We start from the raw sequence: 16,710 nt of genomic DNA on the forward strand, positions 1-16,710 counted from the left end.
GCCGCGGGGTCGAGCTTGCGGTCGGCGAACCGGATGTAGGCGAAGGTGATGGCGAAGGTGGTCACGAACTGCAGCAGCCCCAACACGATGCCCATGTTGATCCGACCCCACACCTGCGTCGCCATGAATTCGTGGGCGAAAGCGCCGAGCAGGGCGTAAGTCGCGTACCAGACGAGGAAGAAGGCGGTCATCGGGAAGACGAATCGGAGAAGGATGCGGCGCAAGTGCTCGAACTCGGGGCTCGCGGCGGCGGTGAGGAACTCCTCGCCGGTGGGAACCGACCGCTGGGGGTCGTCGGATTCGGGCACGGGGTCCTCCTGCGGTGTGGCACCGGTCACGTGGTGTGCTGCGAAAGTAGCAGCCCTCCCGTCCGATTCGGACGCAACGGTAGGATTTCGGCCGTGAGCAACCAAGGAGCCTTCGCCGTAGGCATCGCGACCATCACCATCCCCGACGCCGGGGGCGCCGAAAGCGTCCTGGACACGTGGTTCCCCGAGCCGCAGTTGGGTGTCGTCTCGTCGTCGGGCACCAAGATCCTCGCCGATGCCGACGTTCCGCCGGAACTGGCGCCGCTGGTGGGCACCGACGCCGACCGCGGGGTCCGCACCGTCGCCGTGCGCACCAGCATCGTCGACCTGACCGCCGCGCCCCTCGACGCCCACGACGTCTACCTGCGCCTGCATCTGCTGAGCCATCGGCTGGTCGCGCCGCACGGGGTCAACCTGGACGGCCAGTTCGGCCTGTTGAGCAACGTCGTGTGGACCAACTTCGGCCCGTGCGCGGTCGACGGCTTCGAGCAGGTCCGCGTGAAGCTGCGCGCCCGCGGCAACGTGACCGTCAACTCGATCGACAAGTTCCCCCGCATGGTGGACTACGTGATCCCCGCCGGCGTCCGCATCGGCGACGCCAGCCGGGTCCGCCTGGGCGCCCACCTGGCCGAGGGCACCACCGTCATGCACGAGGGCTTCGTCAACTTCAACGCCGGCACCCTGGGCGACTCGATGGTCGAGGGCCGCATCTCGGCCGGCGTCGTCGTCGGCGAGGGTTCCGACATCGGCGGCGGTGCGTCGACGATGGGCACCCTGTCCGGCGGCGGCAAGGAGATCATCACCCTGGGCAGGCGCTGCCTGCTGGGTGCGAACTCCGGCTGCGGCATCCCCCTGGGCGACGACTGCGTCATCGAGGCGGGCCTCTACGTGACCGCCGGCACGAAGGTCGTCGGCCCCGACGGCACCGAGGTGAAGGCCCGCGACCTGGCCGGCCAGTCCAACATCCTGTTCCGCCGCAACAGCACCACCGGCGCAGTCGAGGTCGTGCCGTGGAAGGGTGACGGCATCGCCCTCAACACGGCCCTGCACAAGAACGACTGAGGTCTTCCTCCCGCACCGATTCGCATTTCCCGACGGAATAACCGCGGGAAGTGTGGATCGGTGCGGGATAAGCACCGGCCCCGCCCTGCAAACGGTCGGCGTCAAGGGCTGGGACGGCTTCGCCATCGCCCTCGTGCGCTGAGCCTGGGTTATCCGCGCAGGCGTCGGGCCGCTTCGGCGATCTGCTCGTCGGAGGCGGTGAGTGCGATGCGCACGTGCGTCGCACCGGCCGGGCCGTAGAAGTCGCCGGGGGCGGCGAGGATTCCGCGCTGCGCCAACCAGTGGTGCGTGACGCGCGCATCCTCGTCGCGGGTCGCCCACAGGTACAGCCCCGCCTCCGAGTCGTCGACGCGCATCCCCGCCTCGATCACCGCCGGCTTGAGGACCTCTCGGCGCGCCCGATAGCGCTGGGCCTGCTCCTCGACGTGCCGGTCGTCGGCGAGTGCCGCGGTCATCGCCGCCTGGATCGGGAAGGGCACGATGAGTCCGGAGTGCTTGCGCACCGCCAGCAGTTCGGCGATCAACCCGCGATCGCCGGCGAAGAAGCCCGCGCGGTACGACGCGAGGTTGGAGATTTTGGACAGCGAGTGCACGGCCAGCAGTCCGGTGGTGTCACCGTCGCAGACGCGCGGGTCGAGCACCGACACCGCCTCGGCCTCCCAGGCCAGGCCCAGGTAGCACTCGTCGGACACGACGATCGCGCCGCGCTCGCGGGCCCACGCAACGGCGGCGCGCAACTCGTCGACGCCCAGCACCGCGCCGGTGGGGTTCGACGGGGAGTTCAGGAAGACGAGGGCGGCCTCGGCCAGGTCGGCGGTACCCGAATCGTCGGCACGAACCGGAGTCGCACCCGCGAGCAGCGCGCCCACCTCATAGGTCGGGTAGGCGATCTTCGGCAGCACGACCGTCGAACCGGACTGCAACCCCAGGGTCGAGCAGACCCCGGCGATCGCCTCCTTGGTCCCGATGACCGGCAGGATCTGCTCACCGGCCAATTCGACGGTGTCGTAGCGCCGGTGAAGCGCCGCCGCGGCGGCGGCGCGCAACTCGCCGGTACCGACGGTCAGCGGATAGCCGGGGAACTCCGAGGCCGCGGCCAACGCCTCGCGGATGAGCGGGTCGACCGGGTCGACGGGGGTGCCGACGGAGAGGTCGACGATCCCGCCCGGATGCGCGGCGGCCGTGCTTCGGGCACCGGCGATGGTGTCCCACGGGAAGTCCGGCAGCGAGGCGCTGACCGGTATGCGACTGGCCGCCACCCGGGTCAGTCCTCCTCGCCCATCGGCGGCAGCTCCTTGACGAACGGCGGGTCGTAGTCGGTCTTGCCGACCTTGCTCGCGCCGCCCGGGGAGCCCAGATCATCGAAGAAGTCGACATTGGCCGCCACGTACGGTTCCCACTCGTCGGGGACGTCGTCCTCGTAGAAGATGGCCTCCACCGGGCAGACCGGCTCACAGGCACCGCAGTCCACGCACTCGTCGGGCTGGATGTAGAGGCTGCGACCACCCTCGTAGATGCAATCCACCGGGCATTCTTCGACGCAGGCCTTGTCCATGACGTCGACGCAGGGCTCGGCGATGATGTAAGTCACCACGGTCTCCTTAACGATGCGGGCTCACGGCGCCGACATCGAAGGCGGCGCCGGGCGTCACGGCTATGGGCTGGGCCGCGGCGCCCCGGGTTACAAAAGTCTTCGGTCCCAGGTTACAAGTCATAGGCCACGGCCAGCGAAATCGGGGCACCACCTGCATGGCGCAGGTCACCCCGATCGACCTGAACGCGCCCGTACTCGGTGGTCCGCTGCCGGGCCCGACGACCGATTCCCGCGGCAATCTCGTGCAACTCGGCAACCGTCTTCTCCGACCCGTGCATCGACCCCGCCATGCGCGAGATGGTCTCTTCCATCAGGGTTCCGCCGAGGTCGTTGGCCCCGCCGTTGAGCATCGCCCGGGTACCGTCGACGCCGAGTTTGACCCAGCTCGTCTGGATGTTGTCGATGCGTCCGTGCAACATGATCCGCGCCAGCGCGTGGACGGCCCGGTTGTCGCGGCGGGTCGGCCCCGGCCGCGATGCCCCGGCCAGGTACAGCGGCGAACTCTGGTGGACGAACGGCAGCGGCACGAACTCGGTGAAACCGCCGGTCTCGTCCTGGATCGACCGCAGCGTGTTGAGGTGGCCCACCCAGTGCCTCGGCGCGTCCACGTGGCCGTACATCATCGTCGAACTCGAGCGCAGGCCCACGCTGTGCGCGGTGGAGATCACCTCGATCCACGTCGCGGTCGGCAGCTTGCCCTTGGTGAGGACCCAGCGGACCTCGTCGTCGAGGATCTCCGCGGCGGTACCGGGGATCGTGTCCAACCCGGCCTCGCGCAGCGCGACCAACCAATCGCGGACCGACTGGCCGCCGCGGGACGCACCGTTGACGATCTCCATCGGGCTGAACGCGTGGACGTGCATCGACGGCACGCGCGCCTTCACCGCGCGCACCAGGTCGGCGTAGCCGGTGACCGGCAGTTCGGGGTCGATGCCGCCCTGCATGCAGACCTCGGTGGCCCCGGCGACATGGGCCTCCCAGGCCCGGTCGGCCACCTCGTCGGCGGACAGCGTGAAGGCGTCGGCGTCGCCCTTGCGCTGGGCGAAGGCACAGAACCGGCACCCGGTGTAGCAGATGTTGGTGAAGTTGATGTTCCGGTTGACGACGTAGGTCACGTCGGGGCCGACCACCTCGGCGCGCAATGAATCCGCCAGCGCGACAACCGCTTCCAGGTCATCGCCGTCGGCGGTGGCCAGCGCGAGATAGTCCGCGTCACTGCACCCGGCCGGGTCGGCCTCGGCGCGGCGCAGCGCGGCGACGACCTCCGACGACAACCGGCTCGGCGCGCCGGACTCCGCGTCGGCGAGCGCGGCCACCTGGCTGCGGACGGTCTCCCAGTCGCCGAAGGCCGAACCCAGGTCGCTGCGGGTCTCGGTGCGCCGGCCCTCGCCGTCGATCTCGGTGTTGAGGTCGACCCGCCCGGTCGACTCCCATTCCTCGTCGGGCTCCTGCCACGGCCGCCCGACCGGCATCGCCCCGTCGGCGGCCAGCCCGGTATCCGGGTCGGCCAGCGCGCGCACGTGCCCGGCGACCCTCGGGTCGATCCACGGCGACCCGGCGAGGATGTAGGGCGGCTGCGCGGTGAGGCGCTCGGTCAAGGTGAACCCGCTGGCCGCGGTGATGTCGGCCAGGGTGTCCAGGTTCGGCCACGGCCGTTCCGGATTGACGTGGTCGGGGGTCAACGGCGACACCCCGCCCCAGTCGTCGATACCCGCGGCGATCAGGTCCGCACACTCCCCCGCGTCGACGAGGTTCGGCGGCGCCTGGATCCGCATCGCCGGTCCGAGCAGCAGTCGGGACACCGCGATCGCCGCCCGGTACTCGGCCAGATCCGCGTCGGGTACCGACCGCATGGCGGTGTCCGACTTGGCCCGGAAGTTCTGGACGATGACTTCTTGGATGTGGCCGTAGGCCTTGTGACTGGCGCGGATCGCCATGATCGACTCGGCGCGCTCGACCCGGTTCTCGCCGATCCCGACGAGGATCCCGGTGGTGAACGGCACCGACAACCGGCCCGCGTCGGTGAGCACCTGCAGGCGCACCGACGGATCCTTGTCCGGACTGCCGTAGTGCGGCTGCCCCTTCTCCTCGAACAGCCGCCGCGACGTGGTCTCCAGCATCATCCCCATCGACGGGGCGACCGGCTTGAGTCGTGAGATCTCCTCCCACGACATGACTCCGGGGTTGAGGTGCGGCAGCAGGCCGGTCTCCTCCAGCACCCGGATCGCCGCGGCGCGCACGTATTGCAGCGTCGAGTCGTAACCGCGGGCGTCGAGCCACTCGGCGGCCTGCGGCCACCGGTCCTCCGGACGGTCGCCGAGCGTGAACAGCGCTTCCTTGCATCCCAATGCGGCGCCGGCCCGGGCGATCTCGAGGACTTCGTCGATCTCGAGGAACATGCCCTTGCCCTGGCCGGCCAGCTTGCCCGGCACGGTGACGAACGTGCAGTAGTGACACCGGTCCCGACACAGGTGCGTCAGCGGGATGAAGACCTTGCGCGAGTAGCTGATCTGGCCGTCGCGGCCGGCCGCTTTCAACCCGGCGTCACGGACACGCGCGGCGGAGGCGGTGAGATCGGCGAGGTCGTCGCCGGTGGCGGCCAGCAGTACTGCGGCTTCGTCGACGTTGAGTGTCGCACCGTCACGAGCGCGCCGGAGCGCACGTCGCATGGCCGCCGCGGAGGGGCGTTCATCGGTCACCATCCCGATAGTAGACCGACTCTCCGAACTGCTACCGCCCCCGGGCCGCCCGGTCGATGTCGCGGCGCGCCGCCTCCTCGACCCGGCGACGGGTCTGCAGGAACGACGCCAGTGCGGCCGGGACGGCCACCCCGGCGAGGATCAGCGCCACGACCCGCCAGTCGGACAGGAACAACACGTCCCCGCCGGGCCCCCCGCCCAGGGCGATGACCAGTACCAGCCCCCAGCCGAACACCGGCAGCCAACTGAGCGGCGCCCGGGCATGGGCCGAGGCGAGCCAGAGCAGCAGCGCATTGCCCACCGCGGCGATGAGGATGCCGATCGGCGCGACGACCGTGCCGAGGTAGAGGTTGAGGAAGGCCACCGAGAGGATCCCGACGATCAGCCCGTCGATGAACAGCAATGCCAGCATTGCCCTATCGCCGCCGCGCTTCATCGGATCCCCTCGAACAGATCGGTTTCGCGCGGCGCCCCGGCCGGTGGTGCCGCGTCGTCGACGCGCCGGAAGTGCTCGACGGCGAAGACCGGCTGCACGATGGTGTTGGACAGGGCGTACTCGGTCCCCGACGGCGCCACCGTCACCTGTGTGGCGTGGGCGGCCAGCGCGGCCACCTTGCGGCCGACCACCGCACCGACGTCGACCTGCGCGGTGATCTCGGCATCGGGATAACTCGGCAACTCGCCGGGCTCGGGCATCCGCCAGCCCGCCGGGACCCGCCCGGCGGCGTCGGCCAGGCCGCGGCGCAACGCGCTGTCCTCGGTAACCGACTCGTAGACCTTGACCGGGCGCCCGGTGGCCGCGGTGTGTTGCGCCAGCGCCGCGGCGCACACTTCGTGCACCCGGCGGTGGTCGGGATGGCCGTAGGTGCCGACCGCGTCGTAGGTGACCACCACCTGCGGGTCGAATTCCCGCAACTCGTCGAGCAGCGCGGCCACGAGGTCGGCCAGTGGCGCCTGCACCAGGGCGCGCGGGTTGCGCGACGACGGCGCGCCCGCCATCCCGGAGTCCCGCCAGCGCCCGGCACCGCCAAGGAACCGCGGCTGCAGCGGTTCTGCCCCGTCTGGGCTCAACTCGGCCAGTGCCGCGGACAGTTCGCCGATCCGGAATCCGCCGAGTTGGTCGGCTCCCCCGTCGGCAACCAGGCCGGCCCAGCGCCGGCCGATGACCTCGCCCTCCTCGCCGAGGGTGAACGTCACCACCGCGACCTCGGCCCCCTGCGCGAGATAGTGCGCGATGGTGCCGCCGGTCATGATCGTCTCGTCGTCGGGATGGGCGTGTACCAGCAGCAGGCGCCGGCCACGTGCGGCACCGGTCATTGCGGCAACGCCCAGTCGGGTGCGCCGGCGAAGATCGAGGTCTGCACGGGCCCGGTGAGGGCGACCCCGACGATCTGGTCGGTCACGACGACGAGTGCGGAGTCCTGGTAGATCGGCAGGTAGATCGACGCCTCCGCAAGCTGGCCCTCGGCCTGCTCCAGGATCGGCGCCGGGTCGGGGGCCGACACGGCCTGTCGGGCGAGGCCGATCAACGACGCATCACACAGTCCGGAGATAGTGCTGGCCAGACCGTTGCGCGCTGCCCCGGACTGTTCGGAGTCGGACTCGTCGGCCTCCTTCTTCGGCTGGTCGCACTCCACGAGGGAGGCGAAGGCCGTCGCCGGCGCCACGGCGCCGTCCGACCACCCGACGACGAGGTCGACGCGCGACGAGGTCAGCGCGGTCGAGTACAACTCGCTGTTGCTCAGTTTGACCACCGTCGCGGCCACCCCGGCCGAACGGAGCTGGTCGGCGATCGACGAGGCCGCGGCCACGGTGCGCGGATCGGTCGCGACCGCGCCCACCCGCACCCGCAACTGCTTGCCGTCCTTGACGAGCGGGCGGACCCCGGCGCGCAGCGCCTCCCCGCGCGGCGGCGGCTTGGGCGTCGTCGTCGTGGTCGTGGTCGTCGTCGGCGGGGCCGCGGGCGACGGACTCGGCGCGGGCGACGGTTGCGGGCGCGCCACCGGCTCCGGCGCGGCGCGGCGGTAACCCGCCCCGAACAGCAAGGACTCCACGGCAGCCGCGCTCGGCCGGGGCCGACCCGGGTCGAAGTAGCGCGGATCCGACGGCCGGAACACGGTGTTGGCGAACGGGGCCACATCGTCGTCGCCGGTGGCCGCGAAGCGGACGATCCGCGCGTCGATCATGCCCAGGACGGCGGCCCGGACGTCACGCGGGCGCATGGCCGACGTACGGGTGTTGACGTGGATGTCGAGGACGCGCGCCTCGAGGTTGCGCCGGGTCGCGGTGTTCGGGATGGCCGCGATCAACCGTTCCTGCGCCGGACCGGCACTGAGGACCCCCAGGGCCGAGTCGCCGGTCCGGATCGACTCGACGGTCTGGCTCTGCGTGCCCGGGCGGCGGAAGATGATCTGGTCCAGCTTGGCCGGGGTGCGCCAGAACCGGTCGTTGCGCACCAGCCGCACCTCGTCGCGGGCCAGGTCGATCCCCACGATGGCGAACGGTCCGCCCGACACCGGCTTGCCCGAATCCATCCCCGTCTGGAAACCGGTGGGCAGTGCCCGCAACACGTGGCTGGGCAACAGCGATTGGAACAGTTCCCGCCACCGCGGATACTCCTGCGCGAACCGGACGGTGACGGTCTTGCCGCCACCACCGGTCTGCACGGATTCGATCAGGCGGTATCCGGCCGGGGACACGGCGTTGGGCTGCCGCGACATCTGTTGCCACAGGTAGGCGAAGTCGTCGCCGGTGATCGGCAACCCGTCGGACCACTGCGCATTCGTCTGGATCCGGTAGACGACGGTGAACGGCGCCTGCGCGGTCACGGCGGCCGAGACCAGCAGCGCATCAGACATCCGCCACACCACCCCGCCGTCTGGGGTGGCGACCGGGTCGAAGGCGCTCGGCAGGGTCAAGGTGCCGATCGCGGTGGTCACCGGGGACTGGTCGGCGGCCAGGTGCGGGTTGAATCCGGCGCCGATGGAATCGGTTGCGACGTGGATGGTCTTCTCGGTCGGGTACTCGGCCTGAACCGGCGCCGGCGCACTGGGCTGGACCGGCGGGGGCGGCGAGGCCATACAGCCGGCGAGCAGGAGCGTTGCCGCAACGGTGGACACCGCGGCGATCCGGCGTGCGCGCTTGCGCGGGTCGCCCACCAACAACGCCTTGCGCACCCCGGCTCCTCTCCGCTCCCCCGACCGACGTGTCGGTCCCGTCGTCGTTGTCCCTACGGCCGTGTCTACCCCGGCGCGTCTAGACGTTGGCGTCGCGCGCCTTGGCACGCGACCGCTCGCGGGCCCGAGTCGTGCCGTCCAGATGAACCTTACGCACCCGGACGACCTCCGGGGTGACCTCGACACACTCGTCGGCCGCACAGAACTCCATGGCGCCCTCGAGGTCGAGTTGCATCGGCTTGGCCAGCGTCTCCATCACGTCGGCCGACGACTGGCGCATGTTGGTGAGCTTCTTCTCGCGCGTGACGTTGATGTCGAGATCCTCGGCGCGCGGGTTGATCCCGACGACGTGGCCCTCGTAGGTGTCGTCGCCTGGGTTGACGAAGAAGGTGCCCCGGTCGGCGAGCTGGATCATCGCGTAGGGCGTCACCGAGCCCTGGCGGTCGCTGACCAGCGAGCCGCTGTGCCGGGCGCGGATCTCGCCGGCCCACGGCGCGTAGCCGTCGAACACGGCGTTGGCGATACCGGTGCCGCGGGTCTCGGTGAGGAAGTCGGTGCGGAATCCGATGAGTCCGCGGCTCGGCACGATGAACTCCATCCGCACCCAGCCGTGGGCGTTGGTCGCCATCTGGTCCATCCGGCCCTTGCGGGCGGCCAGCAGCTGGGTGACCGCGCCGAGGTACTCCTCGGGGGTGTCGATGGTGAGGTGCTCGAACGGCTCGTGCAGCTTGCCGTCGATCTGACGGGTGACGACCTGCGGCTTGCCGACGGTCAGCTCGAATCCCTCGCGGCGCATCTGCTCGACCAGGATGGCCAGCGCCAGTTCGCCACGGCCCTGCACCTCCCAGGCGTCGGGGCGACCGATGTCGACGACCCGCAGCGACACGTTGCCGATGAGTTCGGTGTCCAGACGCGTCTTGACCATGCGCGCGGTGAGCTTGTGCCCGGAAACGCGGCCGGCCAGCGGCGACGAGTTCGTGCCGATGGTCACCGAGATGGCCGGCTCGTCGACGGTGATCCGCGGCAGCGGCTGGGGGTTCTCGGCGTCGGCGAGGGTGTCGCCGATCATGATCTCGGGCATGCCCGCGACCGCGACGATGTCGCCGGCGACGGCCTCCTCGGCCGGTTCGCGCTCGACGCCGACGGTGGCCAGCAGCTCGGTGATCTTGGCCTTCTCGACGATGGCCTTCGGCTCGCCGTCGTCGCCGATGACCTCGCGGCACCAGGCGACCTGCTGGCCCTTGCGCAACGTGCCGTTGTGGATGCGGACCAGGGCGAGGCGGCCGAGGAAGGCCGACGCGTCGAGGTTGGTGACGTGCGCCTGCAGCGGCGCGGCCGGGTCGCCCTTCGGGGCGGGGACGTGCTCCATCAGCACATCGAAGAAGGGGTCGAGGTTGTCGCCGTCGGGTACCGAGCCGTCGGCGGGCTTGTTCATCGACGCCACGCCCGCGCGGCCCGACGCGTAGAGCACCGGCAGTTCCAGCGCGAGCTCGGCGGCCTGGCTCGCCTCTTCGTCCTCGAGGTCGCTGGCCAGGTCGAGCAGCAGGTCCTGCGCCTCGTGCACGACCTCGTCGATGCGCGCGTCGGGGCGGTCGGTCTTGTTCACGACGAGGATCACCGGCAGTGCGGCGGCCAGCGCCTTGCGCATCACGAAGCGGGTCTGCGGGAGCGGGCCCTCAGACGCGTCGACGAGCAGCACCACGCCGTCGACCATCGACAGACCGCGCTCGACCTCGCCGCCGAAGTCGGCGTGCCCGGGGGTGTCGATCACATTGATGATCACCTCGGTGCCGTCGGGCTGGCGGCGGTGCACCGCGGTGTTCTTGGCGAGGATGGTGATGCCCTTTTCGCGCTCGAGGTCACCGGAGTCCATGACGCGGTCGACCGGCTCACTACGTTCGGCGAACGCGCCGGACTGGCGGAGCATGGCGTCGACGAGGGTGGTCTTCCCGTGGTCGACGTGCGCGACGATGGCGACGTTTCGGAAGTTTCGAGCAGCGCTCACAAGCGGGACTTTCTGATGGTGGGCAGGAGTATCGCGATCGGCCCCGCTCCCGGCGCCGAATCGCCAACCGGGTAATTCTAGCGACGCAAACGCCCCGGAAAACAATCGTCGGCGTGTGGTGAGACCCCGCTCACGTCGGGACCATCGGCCTCCGACTGCCTTGATAAGGTTTACCTAGGCTAAAATCCTTGACGTGGGCAGTAAGAAAAGCGCGGCCAAGGTGCGCCACCTCAAGCCGAAGAAGAAGTGCTGCCGCAAAGACGTCCGCTGCCTGCGCTGCCCGGTCGTGGTCCACCGCCTCAACAAGCTCGACCTCGACTCGATGAATCGCAAAAAGCTCGACAAGGCCATCAAAAAGGCCCGGGTCGCCTGAGCAGGTCGACCAACTCGCGAACCCACCCGACGTCGGCGGGGACCATTTCACCGCTGTCCGCCAACCGCACCACCTCGGCGTCGTCGAACCACCCGAGCGCCCGGTGCTCGACCGCCACCGGTTCCCCGGCTACCCACCGCGCGCGGTAGGCGCGCAGTTCGAGGTCATCCCCCACGGGCACCGCGTCGCCGATCCGGTCACCGCCGACCACCTCGATCTCCAGTTCCTCGCGCAGTTCGCGTTCCAGTGCCTGCGCCGGCGACTCGCCCTCCTCGACTTTGCCGCCGGGCAATTCCCACAGCCCGGCCAGGTGCGGCGGATAGGCCCGCTGGGCCAGTAGCACCCGGTTCGCCCCGCCCCACTCCCGGATGACCGCCCCGGCCACGACGATGCGGACCATCAGTCGCCCCGCCCGGTCACGATGCCGGTGCGGGCCCCGACGAGGCGGACGGTTATCCGGTCTCCCGGCCGCGGCGGGGGTGTGTCGTCGTCGGCGAGGGCGCCGAGCTCGGCCACCGGCGTGTTCAGCGCCGAACCGTCGAGGATGACCTGGGTCCGCTCGGGCAACTCGCGCACCCGCAGCACCGGCAGGGCGACCGTGCCGCCGGGTCCAGCACCGACGGGGCGGGCGCGCAGCGACTCGGCCCGGATGGCGACCGCGCCGACCGGGTCGTCGGCGCCGATCCCGAGTTGTCGGGTCGGCAGATCACCCAACTCGGTGCGCACCACGTCGCCGATCCGCTCGGCGGCCAACAGGTTTTCCCACCCGAGGAAGTGTGCCGTCCACTCGTCGGGCGGGTACCGCCAGACGCGGGCGGCGAGGTCGGCGGCGACGACGCCACCGTCGCGCATGACGATGACGGTGTCGCCCATCGTCGCGGCCTCGTCGTGGTCATGGGTGACGACGATCGTCGGGGTGGCAGTGGCCTCGACGATGCCGACGATGTCGTCGGCCAGCTTGCCGCGCAGGTGGGCGTCGAGAGCGGCGAGCGGCTCGTCGAGCAGGAGGAGACGGGGCCGCGGTGCCAATGCGCGGGCCAGCGCCACCCGTTGCGCCTGGCCACCGGACAGGTCGTCGACGCGGCGGCGGGCCATCCCGGGCAGCCGGACCAGGTCGAGCATTTGCGCGACGCGATCGGCGATCTGCTCGCGCGGCCACCTTCGGGCGCGCAGTCCATAGGCGATGTTCGCCGCCACCGAGCGGCCCGGGAACAACTGGGCGTCCTGGAACACCATGCCGAAGTCCCGCCGATGCGGCGGGACCGCCGCCAGGTCCTGCCCGTCGAAGGCGATGGTGCCCGACGCCAGCGGGACCAGACCGGCCACCGCGCGCAACAACGTCGACTTGCCACATCCCGACGGCCCGAGGATCGCCGTCACCGGACCCGCCGGCGGCGCCGTCGCGAGGGTCAGCGACACGTCGCGCACCACCCGCGCGTCGCCGTAGTCGACCGCGACCGAATCCACCACGAGCGTCATAGCAGTGCACCCGCGTTCGGCCGGACGGCCTCGACGATCCCGACCGCGACCGCTGTGACGACGACCAGCACCATCGAGCAGGCCATCGCCGCGGCGAGGTTCGCCTCGCCGGGGCGGTTCAAGGCGGTGCCGATCATCACCGGGAGGGTGGTGGTGTCGACCCGGGCCAGGAAGCTGGTCGCGCCGAACTCGCCCAGACTCAAGATGAAGGCGAAACCCGCGGCAACCGCGAACGACCGTCTCACCAGGGGCAGTTCCACCGTGCTGAAGACCCGCAGCGGCCGGGCGCCCAGGGTCGCCGCCGCCGTGGTCAGGCCGGCCGGGACCTGTTCCAGGGCCGGCACCGCGATCCGGATCACCAGCGGCACGGCGACCAGTGCCTGGACCGCGGCGATCACCCACCACGAGTTGGCCAGCGCGCTCGGCCACCCGGCGAACACCAGCGTGTAGCCGAATCCGAGGGTGACCGCGCTGACGCCCAGCGGGATCGTCGCGATCAGTTCGCCGACTTCGCGCAGCGGGCCGCGCAGCCGGGCGACCACGATCGCGGCGGCCAGCCCGAACACCACGGCCAGGACCGCGGCGACCACCGCGGTGCGCAGTGACATCGCTGCCGACGCGAGCGGCGTCATGCCGTTGACCTCGGCACCCAGCGCGCGGTACCCGGCCAGGGTCCAACTCCCCGGCCCCGCCGGGCGCACCGACCAGAGGGCCAAGACGACAAGGGGCACCACCAACCACAGTGCCGCCCACAGCGCGGTGAGCACCCCGGCGATCCGGGTCCACCCGCGGACCGGGATCGGCGACTGCTCGATGGCCCGGTTCCCCGGCACCCGGCGAGAGAGCAGTCGCACGACGGCCAGAGTCGCCACCACCACGCCGATCTGCAGCACCGACAGCGCCGCCGCCTCCGGCAGGTGGAAGGATCCGACGCCCTCCGTGTAGATGGCGGTCTCGACCGTGTGCAGCTGCCCGTTGCCGAGCACCATGATCACCCCGTAACTCGTCGTGCAGAACAAGAAGACCAGGGCCGCCGCCGCCGCGATCGCGGGCAGCAGCCGGGGCAGGGTCACCGTCGTGAACGCCCGCACCGGTCCGGCACCGCTGACCTGGGCGGCCTGTTCGAGCCGCGGGTCCAGTCCGGACCAGGCCGCCGCGACCACGCGCACGACGACGGCCACGTTCAGGAAGACGTGGGCGCACAGCACCGGGACGAGGCTGGGACCGGCCTCGTCGAGCGCCCCGCCGAGCGCGGCCGGCAGGAAGGACAACGGTCCGGTGAACACCGCCCGAAAGGCCATCCCCACCACGACGCTCGGCAAGACGAAGGGCAGCGTGACCACCACCAGGAACAAGCGCGAGCCGGGAAACCGGACCCGGGCCACGAGCCAGGTGATCGGCGCCGCGACGATCAGCGTCAGGACCGTCGAGGCCGCCGCCTGGGCGAGGGTGAATACCAGCAGCGGGCCCGCCCCCGACCGTCGCCACAGGGTGAGGATCCCCGCACCGTCCCCCGTTCCCGCGGCGCGGTCGAACAGGGCGACCAGGGGCCAGCCGAAAAAGATCACGAGGAAGACGAGCGGAATCGCGCCCAGTAGTGCCAATCCGAGGCCGGCGGTGGTGATCCTCGGGCGCCCCACACCGGTGACCAGCCCGATTCCCGGGCGACTGCGGGTCACCGTCCCACTGCGTCGCGCCACTCTTGCAGCCACTTCTCCCGGTTCTTGGCGATGTAGCCCGGCGGCATGTTGACCGTCCACTCCGGCATCGGCGCGCGGGTCGACCAGCCGTCGGGAAGCGGGGTGTCACGCGTCACCGGGTAGACGAACATCGACGCCGGCAGTGCCTTCTGGACACTCGGACCGAGGAGGAAGTCGATCACTTTGCGCGCCCCGTCCACGTTGGCCGCCCCCTTGAGGATGCCCGCGTACTCGACCTGCCGGAAGCAGGTCTCCAGCAGCGCCTCGGTGCCCGGCGTCGCCACCGGCGACGAGGCGTAGGACACGACGATCGGCTTGGACCCGCGGCCGGCACCCGCACTGAACAGCTGGTTGTAGGCGATCTCCCAGCCCGAGACGATGGTGGCACCGTTGGCGACCACCTTGCGCCAGTAGTCCTCCCACCCCCGCCGCTTCTGGCCGATCGTCGTCAATAGGAAGGAGATACCGGGCGAGGAGGTGCGCGGGTCGAGCAGTGCGGCCTGGTTGCGGTAGGCGGGCTTCGTCAGGTCGTCGAGGGATTGCGGCGGCTGGGCATCCCGGCGCTCGTACCATGACGAGTCGATGTTGAGGCAGACATCGCCGCGGCTGACCGCAGTCAGCAGGTCGGGCGCGGATTTCAGCGCATACTCGGATGCGCCGTTGGCCGCAGCCGGCGACACGTACGGCATGAGGGCCCCGGCTTCGATGGGGCGGGCGGCGAAGGTGTTGTCGATGCCGTAGACCAGGTCGCCCTTGGGTGACCCCGGGGTCAGCGAGATCTGCGACGCGATCTTCCCCGAGTCGCCGGACTTGGCGATCTTGAGGGTGATGCCGGTGGCGGCGTGGAACTCGTCGATGACCGACGAGGGCAGGTCGAAGGAGTCGTAGACGAGCATCGTGACGCTGCCGCGGTCGTCGGATCCGCCGCAGCCGACCACGCCGACGGCCACCGCCGCGGCCAGGAAAGCACTACCGATCCGACGGGTCGACGACGCCGCCGCGAAGTGTCCGATTCGCATGGCTCGATCTAACCACCAGGCGTCGGCGCCGACCCCTGCGATGGGCCCGACCAATGCCCGAGACGGTGAACGAGCCGGAAACCAGACAGTAACAATTGAATCACCAGCCACAATAGCCACATGCTCCAGGGGTTATGGTGCTGGCTGCGGACGCGTTCGACCCATGGTGGTCGCGGCACATAGACTGACGCGCGATCCCGCTTCGCCGACGATAAGGACCTAACCCCGTGCGACCGACCCTCCCGCGCCTTGCGGCCACCGTCGCCATCTCCGCGGGCCTGCTGGCCCCCGCCGCCCCCGCGTTGGCCGCACCGGCCGCGCCCGTCGCGTCGCCGGACGGCTTGACCTCCGCACTGGCCGCGGTCCCCACCAAGGTCGACCGACAGGTGCTCGATTCCCTCGGCGCCTTCGCGCCGGCCATCATCGGCTCGATGGCCACCCCCGGCCCGGACGGCAAGGTCAACCCGGCGCTGTTCGCCGACGCCAACACCCTCGGGTCCAACCCCAACCTCCCGCCGCAGGTGCGCGAGGTGTGGCGCGAGATCATCGACTTCCTCGGCGAGCCGGGCAAGCGCAGCGTCGCCGCATACCACCGGACGAACCGGCTGCCGGTCGCCAAGAAGAAGGCCAAGCCCGGCGATCCGGAGATCCCGCGCGGCCCGGGCGCGCCGCGCATCCAGGAGTTCCTCTACCCGACGATCGGCATCGGCTGCATGCCCGAGTCGGCGACCGGTTCGCTGGGCTCGCTCGGCGGCGGCAACTCGCTGGGGCGCGCCCTGGTCACCGCCGGCCCCCAGAAGGCCCCCGCCCCCGGCCCGAAGCGCGGGCAGGTCGGCTACGTCTACACCAGCCTCGGCACCGGCCCCGCGGTGAACAACCGCGCCCGGCCCCTGATCGCCCAGTGGCTCAACCTCGACACCGGCCGCACCGGCATCATCAACCTGCGGCGCAACCCGAAGATCAACGCCACCGACGGCCCCGGCACCTTCACCGCCATCGCGAGCACCGGCCGCGGCCGCGTGCTGACCGTGATCTCCGGCGACGTCACGGTGAAGACGAAGTCCAAACGCGTGGTGTCCTGCGGGATCGTTCCGGTCATCGGTATCGCCTACGTCTGACGCAACCCTGCCGACGGGGCCCACTCGACGAGAATCAGGGCCCAGTCGGCGGATTTGAGGGCCCAGTCGGCGGATTTGAGGGCCCAGTCGGCGGAGAGTCGCTGTCTACGGCCGATTGCGGCCCGATCACAGGTCGGACTCGTCGATTGCACGTCTAGTCACATGCGTGTTGTTCTA

General features: G+C 70.6%; 15 protein-coding genes. 3 read left to right on the forward strand and 12 right to left on the reverse strand.

Annotated features, from left to right (window positions below; all coding sequences use genetic code 11):
• Nucleotides 1–308: DUF485 domain-containing protein (locus tag nbrcactino_RS14080; RefSeq protein WP_161928163.1), on the reverse strand; the 308-nt coding region annotated here is incomplete at its 3' end.
• A gap of 93 nt (nt 309–401) precedes the next feature.
• On the opposite strand from nbrcactino_RS14080, the gene dapD reads away from it, so the two are divergent.
• Nucleotides 402–1,370 (forward strand): 2,3,4,5-tetrahydropyridine-2,6-dicarboxylate N-succinyltransferase, encoded by a 969-nt coding sequence (dapD, locus tag nbrcactino_RS14085; protein ID WP_161927744.1) that lies wholly within the window; start codon nt 402–404, stop codon nt 1,368–1,370.
• A gap of 149 nt (nt 1,371–1,519) precedes the next feature.
• On the opposite strand, the gene dapC is transcribed toward dapD, so the two are convergent.
• The 7 genes from dapC to typA form a co-directional block, all read right to left on the reverse strand.
• Nucleotides 1,520–2,629 (reverse strand): succinyldiaminopimelate transaminase, encoded by a 1,110-nt coding sequence (gene dapC, locus nbrcactino_RS14090; protein ID WP_186343377.1) that lies wholly within the window; start codon nt 2,627–2,629, stop codon nt 1,520–1,522.
• A 5-nt stretch (nt 2,630–2,634) separates the two neighbouring features.
• Nucleotides 2,635–2,964 (reverse strand): ferredoxin, encoded by a 330-nt coding sequence (gene fdxA / locus nbrcactino_RS14095; RefSeq protein WP_161927743.1) that lies wholly within the window; start codon nt 2,962–2,964, stop codon nt 2,635–2,637.
• Between the two features lie 110 nt (nt 2,965–3,074).
• Nucleotides 3,075–5,666 (reverse strand): bifunctional FO biosynthesis protein CofGH, encoded by a 2,592-nt coding sequence (locus nbrcactino_RS14100; protein WP_161927742.1) that lies wholly within the window; start codon nt 5,664–5,666, stop codon nt 3,075–3,077.
• 28 nt (nt 5,667–5,694) lie between these two features.
• Complete coding sequence (locus nbrcactino_RS14105; RefSeq protein ID WP_161927741.1) at nt 5,695–6,075, reverse strand: facilitated glucose transporter; 381 nt, start codon at nt 6,073–6,075, stop codon at nt 5,695–5,697.
• A 20-nt stretch (nt 6,076–6,095) separates the two neighbouring features.
• Entirely contained in the window at nt 6,096–6,980 is an 885-nt protein-coding gene (gene mshB / locus nbrcactino_RS14110) for an N-acetyl-1-D-myo-inositol-2-amino-2-deoxy-alpha-D-glucopyranoside deacetylase (protein ID WP_161928164.1), read from the reverse strand.
• On the reverse strand, nt 6,977–8,743 hold the full coding sequence (locus nbrcactino_RS14115; protein WP_161928171.1) for an ABC transporter family substrate-binding protein: 1,767 nt from the start codon (nt 8,741–8,743) through the stop codon (nt 6,977–6,979). Before nbrcactino_RS14115 ends, mshB begins: the two co-directional genes overlap by 4 nt.
• Nucleotides 8,744–8,918: 175 nt before the next feature.
• A complete protein-coding gene (typA, locus tag nbrcactino_RS14120) occupies nt 8,919–10,844 on the reverse strand; it encodes a translational GTPase TypA (protein ID WP_161928165.1) in 1,926 nt (641 codons plus the stop codon).
• Between the two features lie 193 nt (nt 10,845–11,037).
• On the opposite strand from typA, the gene nbrcactino_RS14125 reads away from it, so the two are divergent.
• Entirely contained in the window at nt 11,038–11,217 is a 180-nt protein-coding gene (locus tag nbrcactino_RS14125; RefSeq protein ID WP_161928166.1) for a hypothetical protein, read from the forward strand.
• Here nbrcactino_RS14125 and nbrcactino_RS14130 read toward each other — a convergent pair.
• The 4 genes from nbrcactino_RS14130 to nbrcactino_RS14145 are packed head-to-tail and all read right to left on the reverse strand — an operon-like array spanning nt 11,195 to nt 15,415.
• A complete protein-coding gene (locus nbrcactino_RS14130; protein ID WP_161928167.1) occupies nt 11,195–11,617 on the reverse strand; it encodes an NUDIX domain-containing protein in 423 nt (140 codons plus the stop codon). The two genes, nbrcactino_RS14125 and nbrcactino_RS14130, sit on opposite strands and share 23 nt — an antisense overlap.
• Complete coding sequence (locus nbrcactino_RS14135; protein WP_161928168.1) at nt 11,617–12,696, reverse strand: ABC transporter ATP-binding protein; 1,080 nt, start codon at nt 12,694–12,696, stop codon at nt 11,617–11,619. Before nbrcactino_RS14135 ends, nbrcactino_RS14130 begins: the two co-directional genes overlap by 1 nt.
• The gene (locus tag nbrcactino_RS14140; RefSeq protein WP_228460910.1) at nt 12,693–14,375 is read right to left on the reverse strand and encodes an ABC transporter permease; all 1,683 of its coding nucleotides are present in this window, start codon (nt 14,373–14,375) and stop codon (nt 12,693–12,695) included. Before nbrcactino_RS14140 ends, nbrcactino_RS14135 begins: the two co-directional genes overlap by 4 nt.
• Nucleotides 14,372–15,415, reverse strand: a complete 1,044-nt coding sequence (locus nbrcactino_RS14145; protein ID WP_161928169.1) for a thiamine ABC transporter substrate-binding protein — start codon at nt 15,413–15,415, stop codon at nt 14,372–14,374. Before nbrcactino_RS14145 ends, nbrcactino_RS14140 begins: the two co-directional genes overlap by 4 nt.
• Nucleotides 15,416–15,642: 227 nt before the next feature.
• Between nbrcactino_RS14145 and nbrcactino_RS14150 the strand changes: the two genes are divergently transcribed.
• Nucleotides 15,643–16,533 (forward strand): Rv1157c family protein, encoded by an 891-nt coding sequence (locus tag nbrcactino_RS14150; protein WP_161928170.1) that lies wholly within the window; start codon nt 15,643–15,645, stop codon nt 16,531–16,533.
• Nucleotides 16,534–16,710 lie beyond the last annotated feature (177 nt).

The organism is Gordonia crocea (assembly GCF_009932435.1).
Taxonomy (GTDB): domain Bacteria; phylum Actinomycetota; class Actinomycetes; order Mycobacteriales; family Mycobacteriaceae; genus Gordonia; species Gordonia crocea.

Bases quoted from the DNA above. Each gene is read 5' to 3' on its own strand.
- nbrcactino_RS14100 (WP_161927742.1), bottom strand. From the start codon at position 5,666: ATGGTGACCGATGAACGCCCCTCCGCGGCGGCCATGCGACGTGCGCTC.
- nbrcactino_RS14105 (WP_161927741.1), bottom strand. From the start codon at position 6,075: ATGCTGGCATTGCTGTTCATCGACGGGCTGATCGTCGGGATCCTCTCG.
- mshB (WP_161928164.1), bottom strand. From the start codon at position 6,980: ATGACCGGTGCCGCACGTGGCCGGCGCCTGCTGCTGGTACACGCCCAT.
- nbrcactino_RS14115 (WP_161928171.1), bottom strand. From the start codon at position 8,743: ATGGCCTCGCCGCCCCCGCCGGTCCAGCCCAGTGCGCCGGCGCCGGTT.
- nbrcactino_RS14130 (WP_161928167.1), bottom strand. From the start codon at position 11,617: ATGGTCCGCATCGTCGTGGCCGGGGCGGTCATCCGGGAGTGGGGCGGG.
- nbrcactino_RS14135 (WP_161928168.1), bottom strand. From the start codon at position 12,696: ATGACGCTCGTGGTGGATTCGGTCGCGGTCGACTACGGCGACGCGCGG.
- nbrcactino_RS14145 (WP_161928169.1), bottom strand. From the start codon at position 15,415: ATGCGAATCGGACACTTCGCGGCGGCGTCGTCGACCCGTCGGATCGGT.